Genomic DNA, 17517 nt, shown 5'->3' on the forward strand with positions numbered 1-17517 from the left:
TCATCCTCACGGGAACAGCGGGGCCATTGTCAGGCCCGCGGTTTCAGGTTCACCTAACATCAGGTTAGCGTTCTGCAAGGCCTGCCCGCTGCTACCTTTTGTCAGGTTATCCAATGCGCCGATCACAATGGCGCGACGTTCGATCCGGTCTGCGACAACACCGATATGGCAATAGTTCGAGCCCCGCACATGATGGGTCGAGGGCGTCTCGCCAAATGGAAGCATCTGGATAAACGGCTCATTTTCATAAGCTTTCTGCAGTGTCTCATACACGCTGACCGGATCACCTTTGACATAAGTCGTGGCCAGAATACCCCGGTTTGCCGGGATCAGATGCGGCGTGAACTGCACGTGAACAGGACGTCCGGCCAGTTCCGAAAACTCCTGATCGAACTCGCCCAGATGCCGATGCGTGCCGCCCACGGCGTAGGCGCTGTACCCCTCGCTGAGTTCCGCGTGCAGAAGATTTTCCTTCAGCGACCGCCCCGCCCCGGAAACCGCGCATTTCAGGTCCAGAATGATATCGTCCAGATCAATGACATTGGCCGAGATCAGAGGTCGCAGCACATACTGCCCCGTCGCCGCGTTACAGCCGGTTCCGGCCACCAGCCGGGCAGCGCGGATGTCGTCGCGGTAAAACTCGGTCAGACCATAAACAGCCTCTTGCTGCTGTTCCAAGGCGACGTGTGGGTTGCCGTACCACTTTTCGTATTCGGCCGCATCGCGCAGCCGAAAATCTGCTGATAAATCAATGATTTTCAGGTTTTTTGGCAGGTCCCGAATGACCTCTTGGCTGGTTTTGTGCGGCAAGGCGCAGAAACACAGGTCGATCCCGGCAAAGTCGATTTCCGAGATTTTGCACAGATCGGGCAGGTCCATATGCCGCAGATGTGGGAAAACCTGCGCCATTGGCTGACCGGCCTTACGTTCGGCGGCCAGTGCCGTGATCTCCAGGTTCGGGTGCTCGGCGATCAGCCGCACCAATTCAGCGCCGGTGTACCCGGATGCGCCCAGAATTGCGATTTTATGGGTCATGTCAGACCTCTTGTTTCACTGTGTCACATGTCACGACCGCCGATGCGACGGTCTTTGGATTACGGAATCGGAAAGCGGCTGTCCTTGACCTAAGTCAGACAGCCTGGAACGTGATTTGTCGTCGGAGAAACTGAGTCGCCCTGTCACTGACAAACTCGGGTTTGCCACTTGTCAAAAAGCCACCCTGACCTTCGCCCAGCATGTTTGGGTGCCTCTGAAGGTAATCTCTCAGGCTTTCGGCGACCAGATCGCCCTGGCTGAACACCTGCACATCCGGCCCAAGTGCCCGGCGAAAGGTTTCGACCATCAAGGGGTAATGGGTGCAGCCCAAAATAGCCGCCTGCGGCTCGGGCATCTTGCGTTTCAGAGCGTCCACATGGGACCGCACCAGCGCTTCGGCCAGGATCAAATCACCGTCCTCGATGGCGTCGACAACGCCACCGCAGGCTTGTGCTTCGACATCCACACCGATGGCGCGAAAGGCCAACTCACGCTGAAACGCGCGGCTGGATACGGTCGCAGGCGTCGCAAACAGGGCAACGTGCTTGACCGCAACCTCGCGCGGGGGGCTGTTGTCGCCCCACTGGCGTTCAGTCAGTGCCTCGATCAAAGGGACAAAGACCCCGAGAACACGTTTGTCTTGCGGTACGCCCTCTTCCTGCATCCGGCGTAGCGCTGCGGCGCTGGCCGTATTGCAGGCCAGAATCACCAGATCGCAACCCCGGTTCCAAAGGTCGTTCACCGCTTTGCGTGTCAGATCATAGATGTTCTCTGCGTCGCGCACGCCATACGGCGCATGTGCGCTGTCGGCAAAGTACAGGAAATCCACGTCCGGCAGGTGTTTCTGCGCGGCCTCCAGAACGGTAAGACCGCCCAAACCAGAATCAAAGATGCCTACTGCCATTTGCCCCTTTAGGCGCGATGCCGTTCCTCGAATTCATAGCCGTAGTCATAGGACTTCAACGGCTTCGGAGACAGCTCATACGTTGCTTTGCGCAGGAAATCCATCATCTTGCGCGTATCCTTGCCCAAGGGGTCCAGAACGTCGCGGCCTATGGGCTCTCCGATCACCACTTTGACGGGCGTATCAACGCGCTTTTTGAATTCCTTGATCAACAGACCCATCCGCAACGTGTTGTGCAGATGGCTGGCAATTTGAAACAGACGCGAGGTATGGCCATCAAAGAACACCGGCACCACAGTGGCATTGGATTTGGCCACCATCCGGGCCGTAAACCCACGCCATCCCGGGTCCATCGGATGGGCAAATGGCTTGACCGCCGTGCTGACGGTTCCGCCCGGGAAAATCCCGATTGCACCGCCGTCACTCAGGTAATTCAACGCGGTTTTCCGTGTCTCCAAGTTCAGCTTCATCGCCTCTTTCGTTTCATCAAACGAGATCGGCAGAACGATGCGATCCAGGTCTTCGGCTTTGCGGAAAATGCGATGCGCCAAAATCCGGAAATCTCCGCGTGTCTGGGACAACATGTGCCCCATCATCAGACCATCCAGAATGCCATAAGGATGATTGGCGATCAGGATCAGCGGCCCGGTGCGCGGAATATTAGCCAGCGACCCGCCAGCAACATCCAGCGACAACCCATACCGTTCGACCATGACCGACCAGAAATCGCGGCCATTCGAGACCTCTTTTTCATAGCCGTCCGCACGTTTGATCAGACGCAGGCGTCCAGTCGTGTTCTCCATCAACTTAATCACCATGCGCCCGCCTTTGGTTTCGGCGGAATACGCATAGGAAATGTCACGTGCGACATGGCGGCGCGAGGGCATGGGCGACTCCGGATTTGCTGCCTGCAAGATAGGTGTGGGTAGCAATCTTGACTAGATATCGTGACACGCCCGTGACAGTTTATTCTGCCGCGGCGCGCAACTCTGGCCCTCCGTCACGTATGGTTGCAAGCAGTTCCTCACGCCGTTTCGCGGCCTTGGCCTCATTTGCCAGCAACACTGGCCCGAACCCGCGAATATCCAGTGGTAACCGTGCCAAAGCGATCACCGCGTCCCGTGTTTGCACGGATATCAACGGGGTGATTTCCCTGAGGTCTTTTTCATATTGCTTGATCAACGCGCGCTCCAACCGCCGCTCGGCGCTGTACCCAAATACATCCAACGGGGTGCCGCGCAGCGATTTCAGTCTTGCCAGCAGTTTCAGCGGTTTCAGCATCCATTCGCCATAGGTCCGCTTTTTCGGCCGCCCATCCGTACCTGTGCCCCCCATCATTGGTGGAGCCAGATGGAAGGTCATCTTGAAGTCCCCATCAAACTCAGCCGCTGCCTTCTCGCGGCTGCTCAACAGCAGGCGGGCAACTTCGTATTCATCCTTGTAGGACAACAGCTTATGATAGCCTTTTGCCACCGCCTCGCGGATGCCTTCGTCTTCGAAGGTTGTGACCAGCTTGCGGTATCGTTTGGCCAAACGGCTGCTTTGGTATTCGGTCAGGTGCCCTGCCCGATATTCGATCAACTGATCCAGCGTTTTGGGCAGCTCGGCAACCTTGGGCGTCAGTATTGCGGCGACTTCATCGGGGTGCAGAACCGCCCAACGGCCAATATCAAAGGCGCGCTTGTTCCGCTCAACAGCGGTTCCGTTCAGTTCAATCGCCTTCAGAACTGCCGAATGGCTGATCGGCAGCAAACCACGCTGCCATGCCGCGCCAAAGATCATCATGTTTGAATATATCGAATCCCCCATGACCGCCCGCGCCAAATCAGTGGCATCAAACAGGGACACATCCTGTTTCAAACGCGCCTGCAAGGCCAGCTCCAGCCGGTCGCCCGGTATCTGGAATTCTGTGTCGCGTGTGAAATCGCCGGTGACGGTTTCGTGGCTGTTCACGACGGCACCGGTTTGCCCCGCACGCGTCAGGCCCAGCGTCTTGGCCCCGGCAGAGACAACCAGATCCCCACCGATCAACGCATGTGCCTCGCCCGTGGCGACACGAATGGCGCTGATGTCTTCGGGCCGGTTGGCCAGACGACAATGAATATGCACGGCCCCGCCCTTTTGGGCCAGCCCGGCCATCTCCATCATCCCGGCGCCCTTGCCGTCGATCTGGGCGGCCTGTGCCAGCACGGCCCCCAGGGTCACAACGCCGGTTCCGCCTATGCCGGTGATCACCACGTTATGGGTTCCCTTGATGGCGGGCAGCTGGGGCAACGGCAGGTCAGGCAGATCAATCTCGGTTGTCGCCTCTTTGCGAATTTTCGCGCCCTCAAGCGTCACGAAGGACGGGCAAAATCCACTGAGGCACGAGAAGTCTTTGTTGCAACTGGACTGGTCGATCGCACGTTTACGGCCCAATTCGGTTTCCTTGGGCACGATCGAAACGCAATTCGACTGCACACCGCAATCGCCACACCCTTCGCAAATGTCGGTATTGATAAAGACACGCTTGTCGGGGTCCGGGAACTCTCCGCGCTTGCGGCGACGGCGCTTTTCGGCGGCGCAGGTCTGGACGTAGACAATGACCGAGGTTCCTTCGATCTTGCGGAATTGCTCCTGCACTTGCATCAGATCGGCGCGTTCATGGGTTTCGACACCCGCTGGCAGCGCCTTGAAGTTCACATCTTCTTTTTCGTCATACACAAGGGCCACGTCCTTGACGCCCATGGCCTTGACCTCGGCAATAATCCGTTCGGCGGTCAGATCCCCTTCGTTCCCCTGCCCGCCGGTCATGGCAACGGCGTCGTTGAACAGGATTTTGAAGGTAATGTTCGTGCCCGCAGACAAGGCCGCCCGGATCGCCTGAACGCCGGAATGGTTATAAGTCCCGTCACCCAGGTTTTGAAACACATGCGTGGTGGTTGAAAACGGTTCTTCCCCGATCCAATTCGCCCCTTCGCCCCCCATTTGCGTAAAGCCCGAGGTGTTCCGGTCCATCCACTGAACCATGTAATGGCACCCAATGCCCGCATAAGCGCGGCTGCCATCGGGCACTTTGGTCGAACTGTTGTGCGGACAGCCGGAACAGAAATACGGCAAACGCGTTGCGATTTCCTGCGCATTGTCAGCCCGGCGCGCTTCGGACAATTTTGAAAGGCCAGCGCGTAGGCCATCGGTATCCCGGCCCTCTTCGATCAGGATATCACCCAGTTTTTCGGCAATCATGATCGGGTCCAGCGCGCCGCGCGTCGGGAACAATTCCTCGCGGTGCAACGTTCCTGCGCCGCCCTTGTACCAGCCGTACACACGGCGACCACGCCGGTCATCAAAGATGGCCTCTTTGACCTGAACCTCGATCAGCTTGCGCTTTTCCTCGACGATCACGATCAGGTCCAGCCCTTCGGCCCAGTCGTGGAATCCGGCCATGTCCAGCGGGAAGGTCTGGCCGACCTTGTAAGTGGTAATCCCCAGACGCTCGGCCTCGGCTTCGTCTATGTTCAACAGCGACATCGCATGGGCCAGATCCAGCCAGTTCTTGCCAGCCGCAACAAACCCGATCTTGGCCCCGGGCTTGCCCCAGACGCGCCTGTCCATCTTGTTGGCCCGCGAAAACGTCTCGGCGGCGAAGCGTTTATAGTCGATGATCCGCGCCTCTTGCAGATGCGGGGTATCGCCCAGCCGAATGTTCAGCCCGCCTTCGGGCATGCCAAAGTCAGGCACGACAACCTTCATGCGATCAGGGCTGCCATCGACAACCGACGTAACCTCGATCGTGTCCTTCATCGTCTTCAGGCCGACCCAGACACCGGCAAACCGACTGAGTGCAAAGCCGTAGATGCCATAATCCAGAATTTCCTGCACACCTGCCGGGCTGACCACTGGCATATATGTATCGACCAGCGACCATTCGGACTGATGCAGCACAGTAGAGCTTTCGCCAGTATGATCGTCGCCCATCGCCATAAGCACACCGCCATGCTGCGCCGTGCCCGCCATATTTGCGTGGCGCATCACATCGCCAGAGCGGTCCACCCCAGGTCCTTTGCCATACCAAAGCCCGAACACACCGTCGAACTGGCCATCTCCGCGCAATCCGGCCTGCTGGCTGCCCCACAGGGCTGTTGCCGCCAGATCTTCGTTCAGGCCATATTGAAAGGTGACATCGCTGCCTGCCAGTTGCTTTTGCGCCCGCATCATCTGTTGATCGACCGCGCCCAAGGGTGAGCCGCGATAGCCGGTCACCAATCCTGCGGTATTCAGACCCGCCTGCGCGTCCCGGGCTTTTTGCATCAGCATCAGACGAACCAATGCCTGCGTTCCGTTCAGTAGAACCGGGTTCTTTTCAAGGTCGAACCGGTCGTTTAGCGATATTTGTGGCTGACTCATCAGACGCCTCCCCTCGTCAGATCAGTGTGCTTTATTCGATCGTATTTTAGGTCATAATTTCTGACCTGTATAGAGTTTATCCACTGAAACATAAGGATTTCGACCTTTGAATGTGGAAGTTCCTATCTATTTCATATAGGCATTCCCGGGGATAACGAAAGTTGCGGCGATGGATTGGGACAAGCTTAGGATATTTCACGCAGTGGCAGATGCAGGTAGCCTGACCCATGCAGGCGACAAGCTGAACCTGTCACAATCTGCGGTCAGCAGGCAAATTCGCGCGCTCGAGGATTCGCTTGATTCGATCCTCTTTCACCGCCATGCCCGCGGCCTGATCCTGACCGAACAAGGAGAGCTTCTGTTCGACGCGACCTCGGCCATGTCCAAACGTCTGGACGCCGCCTCTGCGCGCATTCGCGACAGCGAAGAAGAAGTGTTCGGGGTTCTGCGTGTCACCACGACCTTCGGCTTTGGAACCCTATGGCTGGCACCCCGTCTACCGAAGCTGTACAAGCAATATCCCGATCTCAACATCGACCTGATGCTGGAAGAACGCGTTCTGGACCTTCCCATGCGCGAGGCTGACGTGGCCATCCGCATGAAAGAGCCCAGTCAGGCCGACCTTGTGCGCAAGCGGCTGATGACAGTGCAGATGCAGCTATATGCAACGCAGGAATATCTGGAAGGTGAAAACGGACGCCCCGAAAAGCTGGAAGATATTTCGAAACACCGGCTGATCTGCCAAAACCCATCCGCGCCGCAGGTCGGTGCCAGTGCGACGATGGTCCGGCATCTGATGACCTACAATCCCGGATCGTTGCTGACGGTCAACAATTACTTTGGCGTGCTTCAGGGTGTGTTGCACAACCTCGGGATCGGCGTCTTGCCGGACTATGTAACACAGGATTTCCCGCATCTTGTACCGATCCTGTCCGACACCGAAATTGCAGATGTCCCCGTATACCTCGCCTACCCCGAGGAATTGCGCCATTCCAAACGTGTTGCTGCGTTCCGGGACTTTGTGCAGGAAGAAATCATCGCCCAGCGTAAACAATTGAAGCAGATGGGAAAACTGTAGCTATGCGCCTTTGTCATAGCGGGCATGTTCATCGAACAGCCTGAAACATCTTGATCGCGCTCAAACTGATCCCTAAATGACCTCTCGAAGGCGGTGATGCTGTAACGCTCATCATCTTCATACCTCCCTGTTGGACTATGGCCGAGCTTAATGCTCGGCCTTTTTTTTGGCCAACGGTAATGGATTTCCGCGCCAAGCCGGGAAACATCTGGGAAAATCGGGCACTTATGCCTATGATCACGAAAAAATCATCAAGACTTACGTTCGAGGACAGATTCGATGTTTCACCCCATTCGCCTATTGATGGCGTTGATTTCAGTTGTGCTGCTATCTGGACCAGTACTTGCTCAGGTCGGCAGCACCAGCGGCACATCAGCCACGGTCAGCATTCCCGATGATCTAACGCCTGAACAAGTGGACGATCTGGTCGCCCGGATGTCCGACGATCAGGTCCGCTCGATTTTGCTGGACCGGCTGGATGCCGTGGCCGAAAAACAGGCCGAGGTGACAGCAGGCAAGAAAGGTCTGATTCAGTCCGCCTCTGACACGGCAAGCAGCATGGTTGCGTCCTGGCTGGATGTGATCCGAAAAATCCCCCTGCTGATTACGGCCCAGATCGAGGCGTTTTCCAATTTCGGCAACACCTTCGGCGCTGGCGGAATCGTCACGATGATTGGCTATACCTTCCTGGCCCTTGCCGTTGGGTTCGCCGCAGAAAAGCTTGTGGGACTGTGGACCAGGCGGTGGATCAAAGTCGTCGACGGCGATGCCTCGACCGATTTGCGCGGCGCGGTGACGTTTCTGTTCAAACGGTTCTGCTGCGAGTTTCTGGGGCTGTTGGTGTTCTACTATGTCGTGGTGTTCATCGGTCGTCATTTGCTAACGCCCGAACAGATTTCTCAGGCCGGGCCATTCGTGTTCTATTTGATCTGGTTCCCGCGCTTGGGCGCTGCGGTTTCGCGGTTCGTCATTGCCCCGAACCAAAGCAGCCTGAGGCTGGTCAATGTGGACGATCATTGGGCGAAATACCTGCATCGTAACTTGATCGGATTGTTCCTGCTGATCGGCTTCACGCTGTTCATACTGGACTTCAACGCGCTGAACGATGTTCTGCCCGGCGAATCCCGGTTGGGCTTTTGGCTGAACACCTCGATCCACATCTATGTCGGCATCATCGCTTGGACCGCCCGCAAAGGTCTGTCGGACATGATGCTTGGGTCCGACCCTGATCGCACCCATTTTGATGAGGAAGCCGCACGCCTTTACCCCTATTTCGCGATTGGCGTAACGGTTGGTATGTGGTTGCTGGTCGAATATTTGACCTCGCAGCGAGACCCGCGAATTTTCGCCCTGCTGGCGCATGGTGCCCATTTCATCACGATGTTCTGGCTGCTGATCGCACCGGCGCTTGATACCTTGATCCGCGGTCTGGTGCGCCATCTGCAACCACCGATGATCGGGGGTGGCGCTGTGGCCGAAAAAGCCTATCAGTCGAGCAAGCGCAGCTATATCCGCATCGGGCGCGTTCTGGCAGGGATTCTGGTAATCCTGCTGATCGCCAACGCCTGGGATCTGGATCTGCAGGAAATCGCAGGTGCCGGAACGGATTCCGGCAGCAAGGTCATTCAGTTCTTCATCATTGTCGCGATTGGCTACATCCTGAACGAAGGTGTCTCGCTTTGGATCAACCGTCGCTTGGCCAAGGAGCAAACCTCGGCCGAACAAAGCCCCGATGAAGAGGCTGGCGAAGGCGGCGGTGCCGGCGGATCGCGCCTGGCAACCGTGCTGCCGCTGCTGCGCGTTACGGCTCAGGTCACGATTGCGGTGATCTTTGTTCTGCTTGCGCTGGGCGCACTGGGCGTCAATATCACGCCGTTGCTGGCCGGTGCCGGTGTTCTTGGTCTGGCAATTGGTTTTGGCGCGCAAAAGCTGGTGGCCGATATTGTTGGCGGCGTCTTCTTCCTGATTGATGACGCTTTCCGCGTTGGCGAATATGTCGATGTTGGCGGCACGATGGGGACGGTCGAAAAGATCTCGATCCGCTCAATGCAGTTGCGGCACCATCGCGGGCCGGTCCACACCATCCCCTATGGCGAGATTCAGAAGCTGACGAACTTCAGCCGCGACTGGGTCATCATGAAGCTAAAATTTACCGTGCCGTTCGATACTGACCCGAACAAGGTAAAGAAAATCTTCAAGAAGATCGGTGCTGAAATGATGGCGGATGAGATCCACAAAGACGGATTCCTGCAACCGTTCAAGTCGCAGGGCGTCTTTGACTTTGACGATGTCGGCATGATCATTCGCGGTAAATTCATGGCCAAACCCGGCAAGCAGTTCACCCTGCGCAAGGAAATCTTCAACCGCGTGAAATCCTCGTTCAAGGAAAACGGCATCGACTTTGCCCGCCGCGAGGTACGCGTCGCGATCCCGGGTCTGGAAGATACCGAACATCTGAGCGAGGAGCACAAAGCTGCAATCGGCGCTGCCGCAGGCGACGCAGTTGCCCAGCAGGTGCAGCAACAGCAGGAAGATCTGAAAAAGTAGAACCACAATCGGCGCGCGGCCTGTTCGGGTCGCGTGCCGGAATTTGCACGGGCTCACTTAATTCCTGTGCCAAAGGCAAACCAGATTTGCACGCATCCCACAATTGCCGTTGAAACACTGGCGCAAAGCCAACAATTCCGGTTTCCTCTTTCCCCCGGCGGCCCCTTACCCTAAAAGGCGCCAACCATTGCCATCTCGGGGACTGATACAGGATGCAAGAGCCAGCCATCACACCGGATTTGATTGCCGCGCACGGGCTGAAGCCTGACGAATACGATATGATCCTGGGGATCATCGGACGCGACCCGACATTTACTGAACTCGGCATCTTTTCAGCGATGTGGAACGAACATTGCTCTTACAAATCCTCGAAGAAATGGTTGCGCACCCTGCCCACATCCGGCCCTCAGGTCATCTGCGGCCCAGGTGAGAACGCGGGCGTCGTCGATATCGGCGACGGACAGGCGGTGGTGTTCAAGATGGAAAGCCACAATCACCCCTCGTACATCGAACCCTATCAGGGTGCGGCAACCGGCGTGGGCGGCATCCTGCGCGACGTCTTCACCATGGGCGCGCGCCCCATCGCCTCGATGAACGCGCTGTCCTTTGGTGAGCCGGGGCATCACAAAACCCGTCAGCTGGTCAACGGCGTGGTGGAAGGCATTGGTGGCTATGGCAATTGCTTTGGCGTGCCCTGCGTGGGTGGCGAAGTCCGCTTTCACCCCGCCTATAACGGCAATTGCCTTGTGAACGCATTCGCGGCTGGTCTGGCCGACAGCGACAAGATTTTCTACTCGGCGGCTTCCGGCGTCGGTATGCCCGTGGTGTATTTGGGCGCCAAAACCGGCCGTGATGGCGTGGGCGGTGCCACCATGGCCAGTGCCGAATTCGATGACACGATCGAAGAAAAGCGCCCCACCGTTCAGGTCGGTGACCCCTTCACCGAAAAGCGCCTGATGGAGGCGACGCTTGAGCTGATGCAGACCGGTGCCGTGATCTCGATCCAGGACATGGGCGCTGCTGGCCTGACCTGTTCCGCCGTTGAAATGGGCGACAAGGGTGGTCTGGGCGTGCGTCTGGATCTGGAAAACGTCCCCCAGCGCGAAGATGACATGACCGCATATGAGATGATGTTGTCGGAATCTCAGGAACGTATGCTGATGGTCCTCAAGCCCGAGCTTGAGGCTGAGGCCCGCGCCGTGTTCGAAAAATGGGATTTGGATTTCGCCATCGTCGGTGAAACCATCGCCGAAGACCGCTTCCTGATCGTTCATAACGGCGAGGTCAAAGCCGATCTGGTCCTGTCCAAACTGTCATCGACCGCACCGGAATACGACCGCCCGTGGGAGCCAACAACCGCAGCCGAGGAGCTGACCGAAGTTCCCCAAATCGATCCGATCGACGGTCTGCGCGCCCTGCTCGCCTCGCCCAATTATGCGGGTAAGCAATGGGTTTACGAACAATACGACACGATGGTCATGGCCGACACCGCCCGCACGCCGGGTCTGGGCGCGGGCATGGTGCGCATCCACGGAACCGACAAGGCGCTGGCCTTCACCAGCGATGTTACCCCGCGCTATGTGCGCGCAAACCCTGTTGAGGGCGGTAAGCAGGCTGTGGCCGAGGCCTATCGCAACTTGATCGCTGTCGGTGCCAAACCGCTGGCCACGACCGACAACCTGAACTTCGGCAATCCCGAAAAGCCCGAGATCATGGGCCAATTCGTCGGTGCCATTCAGGGAATTGGCGAGGCCGTCGCGGCGCTGGACGTGCCGATCGTGTCCGGCAATGTGTCGCTTTACAATGAAACTGACGGTCAGGCGATCCTGCCGACGCCGACCATTGGCGCCGTGGGCCTGTTAGAGCATACGGACGAGATCATCGGCAACGAGGTCCGCGAAGGCCATGTTGCACTGGTTATCGGTGATACACACGGTCACCTGGGTCAGTCCGCCCTACTGGCCGAGGTGTTCAACCGCGAAGACGGTGACGCCCCGCATGTCGATCTGGACGCCGAAAAGCGCAACGGTGATTTTATCCGCGCCAATCGTGAGATGATCAAAGCCTGCACCGATCTGGGCGATGGCGGCCTTGCGCTGGCGGCGTTCGAGCTGGCCGAAGCGGCTGGTGTCGGCGTTTGCCTGGATGACGCCTCGACCGAGTTCCTGTTTGGCGAAGATCAGGCGCGTTATCTGGTTGCCTGCAACTTTGATCAAGCCGAGGCGCTGATGATCGCCGCTGGTCAGACCGGTGTTCCACTGGTGTCGGTTGGCCGGTTCACCGGTGACTGCGTCCGCATCGGCGGTTCCGAAGCCCCGCTGGCGGAACTGGCCGCAACCTTCCGCAGCAGCTTTGCCGAGGCCGTCGCCTGAACTAACGCCTGCAGAATTGAAACGACGGAACCTGCGCCCTCACCGGCGCAGGTTTTGTTGTTTTCAAGCCGCCAACACACCCTTGCACGCCCCGTCCCGGCGCTCTACATCTTGATAAAGACCTTCAGGAGAAACCTACATGCCGATGAGCACCCACGAGATCGAAAACCTGCTGCGCGAAGCCTTTCCCGATGCGGAGATTCAGGTCGGCGGGCATGATGGCGTGCATATGTCCGCCATGGTCGTGGATGAAAGCTTTCGCGGAAAAAACCGGGTGCAGCAGCAACGTGCGGTCTATGCCGCGTTGAAAGGTAAAATGGACGGCCCAGACGGGGATTTGCACGCGCTGGCCTTGACCACGAAAGTGCCTGAATGAGCACGACAATTTGGATTTACGGCATTTGCGGACTGATCGCAGTCTTCGGCAGCGTCTTTATTGTCAGATCTGTGATAAAAAATGAGCGGTCTGAGAAAATTCGGGGCGTGGAACCTGGTCAGGGTGAACAACTGATTGACCACGGAACCGTATTGGGTGGCGGTGGCGGACACGTAACAGTTTCCCGGATCACCAGAGACCCTCAGGAATATGCTAAAGCCATGGCTCCGAAGAAATGAGTACATGGCTGGTTTGGATATCAGCAATCGCAGCTTTGATAGTTGCCGCCGCGCTGATCGAAGCCTATGTGAAACGCAACAGAAAGCGCAAACTGTCGGACATGCGCCCTGACCCGGACAAGCTCAGCAAGGTTGGCGGCATAGAAAGATACGGGCTTGATCCGGTGACCATGGCGCAGGCCGAACACCGACGCCTGATGGAAGAAGGCTGGACACCCGGCCAACAGATTGACGAAACGACCGCCGCAGATGCGGCTGAAGAGGATAAGCAAGATGAGCGACGTTAAGACCCAGATCGACGAAACCGTCAAAGCCAATGATGTTGTGCTGTACATGAAAGGCACCAAGGAAATGCCGCAATGCGGGTTCTCGTCCCGCGTGGCCGGTGTTCTGAATTTTATGGGTGTTGAATATTCCGACGTAAACGTGCTGGCCGACGAAGGTGTCCGTCAGGGTATCAAGGATTATTCGGACTGGCCGACCGTTCCACAGTTGTATGTCAAAGGCGAATTCGTTGGCGGATGCGACATCATCACCGAAATGACCCTGTCGGGCGAGTTGGACACGCTGTTTGACGAAAACGGTGTCGGCTACAACAAAGATGCAGCCGACAAGATCCGCGAAGCGAACGCCTGATCAGCGGCTAACGCAGTTTTCCAGAATGACCTGCTCACTGGCGGCATCCGCACTTGTCGCCAGAAAGCTGACCGTCGCGTCCCAGCCTTTGGAGCGCAAAATATAGGTCCCTGCCCCTCCGTCCGATTCATAGCGGATGCCCGAGCCACTTTGGACCTGGCGCAGAGTGACCAGTTGACTATCCACCATCATCGCCGCCGCGCTTGATCCATCCGGGGCGTTGAAATAGGCGACTTGCAGGGGAACGCCGTTCTGACAGGTGAAGGTAACCGGCAGAATGTCGATTTCCGCCCATGCCAGACTTCCGGGCATCGCCAACACCGCAGCATAGGCGATCCTTTTCAAAGCTTTCATTCGGCAGACCTTTCTTCGATCACAGATGCTAACGCCTCGGCCCGCGCGGCCAGTTCCGCCAGGGTATCAGTCACCGAAGGCGGCACCACGGCCACCTCGATCCGTTCCGGTTCAGGTTGCGGCATGTTTCTGAGGGTCAGCAATTCGGCCTCAACCTCGGCCAGTTTCGCCTCAAGCGCCTTGATCTTGTCATCCGTTCCAGCGGTTTTATCCGCCAGCATCAGCCCGGCCATCAGCAGCATCCGCGATTCCGGCATGCGGCCAATCTGATCGGATAATACCTGAGCCTCATCATCCAGCATCTTGGCTGCGGATTGCAGGAACGGCTCTTCGCCTACCTGGCACGAGACTTCAAAACCACGTCCACCGATTTGAATGGTAACTTCAGGCATCACTCTACCTCTCCCTCAGCCAATTTCGCCTGCGACAGCAAGGGTTCAAGCCTTGCCAGAACAGCGTGCGCCTCGGCGGCGTCCGTGGCCCGGGCTGCGCGCGTTGCCTCAAGCTCAGCCACTGTGGCGCGATTGAGCAATTCGGCATCCGGCACCCCACCTTCAGCGGCTGCGCGCAATTCATCCACTGAATTGCGCAGTTGGTCGTTCGCTTTGCGCATTCTCTGCAGATCATCATCCAAACGGGACATTGCGGCCCCGTGACTGCTGCGTTCTGCGCGCAACATTTCCAACTCGGCGCTCAGGTCGGCCACCCGCTCGCTATCGGCCAGTTCAGACCGCAGGCGGGCATTTTCGGCTTTAATCTCTTGTGCGGCGGCAACAGCAGAATTCAGCTGCGCATTTTCGGCCTTTAGCGCCTCAAGCTCATCCTGATTTTCCAGCGCGGCCTTGGCGGCCGCCAGTTCAGCGCGCGCCGCCTCAACCGAGGCAAGCCTTACCTGCGCTTCTTCCAGCTGCTCGCGCAAAGCACCGTTTTCCGGATCTTCTACCGGCGCCGCCCGTAGAGTTTCCATGTCGGCGCGCATGGCGTCGACTTCGCGGTCATGTTGATCCTTTAGGGATTTCAACCGTTCATGCAGCTGCGCATTTGCCACGCGCTCGTCATCCAACTCTGTCCGCAGAACGTCGTTTTCGCCCACACTTGGTGATGTCGTCTCGGGCAACGCAGCCAAGCCGCTTCCGATCCGCTCCATCGCTACCACGATACGACGCTGTAATTCTTCGATCTGGCTCATGCCCCTGCCACCTCTTTACCAAGGTTCCTTGTGTCGCGGTTTTGTCCGAATCAACATAATCCACGTCTTGCCCCAGTCTAACCGAACGGGGCGGAAAATACCCACTGTTTGCTTTCAATAACTTGGGCCGCATTCTTGAACCGCCCACCCCAAGCAAGTCCCGGTTCTACTTGCACTTTGAGGGCTGGATGGTATTGAGCGCCCCATCTGCCTGTAATCCAAAGGAACAACGCCCGTGGACCTGACTGCGCTGCGCAATGCCAACCCTGAACACTGGGACAAGGCTGCGGCCATCCGCACCCTGACCCTTGACGCCGTCGTCGCCGCCAATTCCGGCCATTCCGGCATGCCGATGGGCATGGCCGATGTTGCGACCGTGCTGTTTGAAAAGCACCTGAAATTCGATGCCTCGGCCCCGAACTGGCCGGACCGCGACCGGTTCATCCTGTCGGCGGGGCATGGCTCGATGCTGATCTATTCGCTGCTGTATCTGACAGGCAACGCGGATGTCACGCTGGATGAGATCAAGAATTTCCGCCAGTTGGGCGCGAAGACCGCAGGTCACCCCGAAAACTTTCTGGTCAACGGGATCGAGACCACCACCGGCCCCTTGGGTCAGGGTATTTCGAATGCTGTGGGTTTTGCCATGGCCGAAGAAATCCAGCGCGCGCAATACGGCAAGAAGGTCGTTGACCACTATACCTATGTCATCGCGGGCGATGGCTGCCTGATGGAAGGCGTCAGCCAAGAGGCAATCACCCTCGCCGGTCGTCACGAACTGAGCAAGCTGATTGTTTTCTGGGACAACAACAAGATCACCATCGACGGCACCGTCGATATTGCCGACCGCACAGATCAGGTTCGCCGGTTCTCTGCCTCTGGCTGGCATGTGATCGAAATCGACGGCCATGACCCCAAGGCCATCGACACGGCCATCACTCAGGCGAAGAAATCGAACAAGCCGACCATGATCGCCTGCGAAAGCCATATCGCATTGGGTCACGCGGCACAGGATACGTCCAAAGGCCACGGTGCCCTGACCGATCAGGATCAGCTGAAAGCTGCCAAAGACGGCTATGGCTGGCCGCATGATGCGTTTGAAATCCCCGCCAACGTGAAATCCGCATGGGAATCCATCGGCACCCGTGGTTCAGCCGAACGCGCCGAATGGGAAGATCGTTTCGCACAGCTGTCCGAACGTAGGCAGGCCGAATTCAACCGCGCCTACGCGTTTGAGGCCCCTAAGAAACTGGCGGGCGCGATCCGTGCGTTCAAGAAACAGATTTCGGAAGATCAGCCCAAGCTGGCCACCCGCGCCTCGTCTGAGAAGGTTCTGAACATCGTGAACCCGATCATGACCGAAACCGTCGGCGGTTCTGCCGATCTGACCGGATCGAACAACACCAAATCGGCTGATATGGGCGTGTTCCTTCCGGAAAACCGCAAGGGCCGTTACATCCACTACGGTATCCGCGAACACGGCATGGCTGCCGCGATGAACGGCATGGCGCTGCACGGTGGCATCCGCCCCTATGGCGGCACGTTCATGGCCTTCACCGACTATGCCCGCCCATCCATGCGTCTGGCTGCGCTGATGAAGGTGCCCAGCGTCTTTGTCATGACCCACGACTCGATCGGCCTGGGCGAAGACGGGCCGACGCACCAGCCGGTTGAGCATCTTGCGATCTCGCGCGCGACGCCGAATACCTATGTGTTCCGCCCCGCCGACTCTGTTGAAACGGCCGAAGCCTGGGAACTGGCACTGACCTTCAAGGATAGCCCCTCGGTCCTGTCGCTGACCCGTCAGGGCGTGCCAACCTTGCGCACCCAGCACAAGGCCAAGAACCTGACCGCACAGGGCGCTTACGTTCTGGCCGAGGCTGAAGGCAAACGTCAGGCCATCCTGATCGCCACCGGGTCCGAGGTTTCGCTGGCCATGGAAGCCAAAGCGCTGCTTGAGGCCGAAGGCATTGGCACCCGTGTCGTTTCGATGCCCTGTATGGAACTGTTCGCCGAGCAGGACGAAGCCTATCGCAAACGCGTTCTGCCTGCCGGTGCTGTGCGCGTTGGTATCGAGGCTGCGGTTCGTGCCGGTGGCTGGGACCGCTGGCTGCTGGGCGAGCGTGGCCGCGAGGCCAAGGCGGGCTTTATCGGCATGTCCAGTTTTGGTGCATCCGCCCCGGCGGATGAGCTGTACAAGCATTTCGGCATCACCGCCGAAGCGACCGTTGCCAAGGTCAAAGACCTGCTGGGCTGATTTTCTGCGCCCTTGGAATCGGAAAGGCGGCCCAGGTGGCCGCCTTTTTTGTACCCGTCACAGATCGGTGACTTGCCGTGACTGGGATGTGACTATCCGTACCCCTCAATCGTCTTACCTGCGGTTGAGAGACCACGGACAGGA

15 protein-coding genes are annotated in these 17517 nt (G+C 57.9%); 8 read left to right on the top strand and 7 right to left on the bottom strand.

What is annotated here, in order from left to right:
* Nucleotides 1–6 precede the first annotated feature (6 nt).
* The 4 genes from argC to JT51_RS01350 form a co-directional block, all read right to left on the bottom strand.
* On the bottom strand, nt 7–1035 hold the full coding sequence (gene argC, locus JT51_RS01335; RefSeq protein ID WP_037307008.1) for an N-acetyl-gamma-glutamyl-phosphate reductase: 1029 nt from the start codon (nt 1033–1035) through the stop codon (nt 7–9).
* 94 nt (nt 1036–1129) lie between these two features.
* Entirely contained in the window at nt 1130–1939 is an 810-nt protein-coding gene (locus tag JT51_RS01340) for a glutamate racemase (protein WP_037307010.1), read from the bottom strand.
* Nucleotides 1940–1947: 8 nt separating this feature from the next.
* Nucleotides 1948–2826 (bottom strand): lysophospholipid acyltransferase family protein, encoded by an 879-nt coding sequence (locus JT51_RS01345; RefSeq protein ID WP_037307012.1) that lies wholly within the window; start codon nt 2824–2826, stop codon nt 1948–1950.
* Between the two features lie 79 nt (nt 2827–2905).
* Complete coding sequence (locus JT51_RS01350) at nt 2906–6325, bottom strand: indolepyruvate ferredoxin oxidoreductase family protein (RefSeq protein ID WP_037307014.1); 3420 nt, start codon at nt 6323–6325, stop codon at nt 2906–2908.
* A gap of 169 nt (nt 6326–6494) precedes the next feature.
* Here JT51_RS01350 and JT51_RS01355 point away from each other — a divergent pair, with 169 nt between their 5' ends.
* The 7 genes from JT51_RS01355 to grxD all read left to right on the top strand — a co-directional run bounded on the left by JT51_RS01355 (nt 6495) and on the right by grxD (nt 13573).
* Complete coding sequence (locus JT51_RS01355) at nt 6495–7403, top strand: LysR family transcriptional regulator (RefSeq protein ID WP_037307016.1); 909 nt, start codon at nt 6495–6497, stop codon at nt 7401–7403.
* Between the two features lie 279 nt (nt 7404–7682).
* A complete protein-coding gene (locus JT51_RS01360; protein WP_037307018.1) occupies nt 7683–9950 on the top strand; it encodes a mechanosensitive ion channel family protein in 2268 nt (755 codons plus the stop codon).
* A gap of 212 nt (nt 9951–10162) precedes the next feature.
* Nucleotides 10163–12322 (top strand): phosphoribosylformylglycinamidine synthase subunit PurL, encoded by a 2160-nt coding sequence (gene purL / locus JT51_RS01365; protein WP_037307020.1) that lies wholly within the window; start codon nt 10163–10165, stop codon nt 12320–12322.
* A 139-nt stretch (nt 12323–12461) separates the two neighbouring features.
* Nucleotides 12462–12698, top strand: coding sequence for a BolA/IbaG family iron-sulfur metabolism protein (locus tag JT51_RS01370; protein ID WP_037307022.1), 237 nt, complete (start codon nt 12462–12464; stop codon nt 12696–12698).
* A complete protein-coding gene (locus JT51_RS01375) occupies nt 12695–12937 on the top strand; it encodes a hypothetical protein (protein WP_037307023.1) in 243 nt (80 codons plus the stop codon). Before JT51_RS01370 ends, JT51_RS01375 begins: the two co-directional genes overlap by 4 nt.
* On the top strand, nt 12934–13224 hold the full coding sequence (locus tag JT51_RS01380) for a hypothetical protein (protein ID WP_037307026.1): 291 nt from the start codon (nt 12934–12936) through the stop codon (nt 13222–13224). The genes JT51_RS01375 and JT51_RS01380 overlap by 4 nt, the downstream gene beginning before the upstream one ends.
* Nucleotides 13211–13573 (top strand): Grx4 family monothiol glutaredoxin, encoded by a 363-nt coding sequence (gene grxD / locus JT51_RS01385; protein WP_037307029.1) that lies wholly within the window; start codon nt 13211–13213, stop codon nt 13571–13573. The genes JT51_RS01380 and grxD overlap by 14 nt, the downstream gene beginning before the upstream one ends.
* Here the strand turns inward: grxD and JT51_RS01390 are convergent, their stop codons facing one another.
* From JT51_RS01390 to JT51_RS01400, 3 genes are read right to left on the bottom strand one after another with little or no spacing between them, the layout of a single operon-like run.
* On the bottom strand, nt 13574–13927 hold the full coding sequence (locus JT51_RS01390; RefSeq protein ID WP_037307031.1) for an MliC family protein: 354 nt from the start codon (nt 13925–13927) through the stop codon (nt 13574–13576). It abuts the gene before it with no gap.
* On the bottom strand, nt 13924–14319 hold the full coding sequence (locus tag JT51_RS01395) for a cell division protein ZapA (RefSeq protein WP_037307033.1): 396 nt from the start codon (nt 14317–14319) through the stop codon (nt 13924–13926). The genes JT51_RS01390 and JT51_RS01395 overlap by 4 nt, the downstream gene beginning before the upstream one ends.
* A complete protein-coding gene (locus JT51_RS01400; protein ID WP_037307035.1) occupies nt 14319–15116 on the bottom strand; it encodes a hypothetical protein in 798 nt (265 codons plus the stop codon). Before JT51_RS01400 ends, JT51_RS01395 begins: the two co-directional genes overlap by 1 nt.
* Before the next feature lie 235 nt (nt 15117–15351).
* On the opposite strand from JT51_RS01400, the gene tkt reads away from it, so the two are divergent.
* Nucleotides 15352–17373, top strand: coding sequence for a transketolase (tkt, locus tag JT51_RS01405; RefSeq protein ID WP_037307037.1), 2022 nt, complete (start codon nt 15352–15354; stop codon nt 17371–17373).
* The last annotated feature ends 144 nt before the right edge of the window (nt 17374–17517 follow it).

This window comes from Ruegeria halocynthiae (assembly GCF_000743705.1).
GTDB classification, from domain to species: Bacteria; Pseudomonadota; Alphaproteobacteria; order Rhodobacterales; family Rhodobacteraceae; genus Ruegeria; species Ruegeria halocynthiae_B.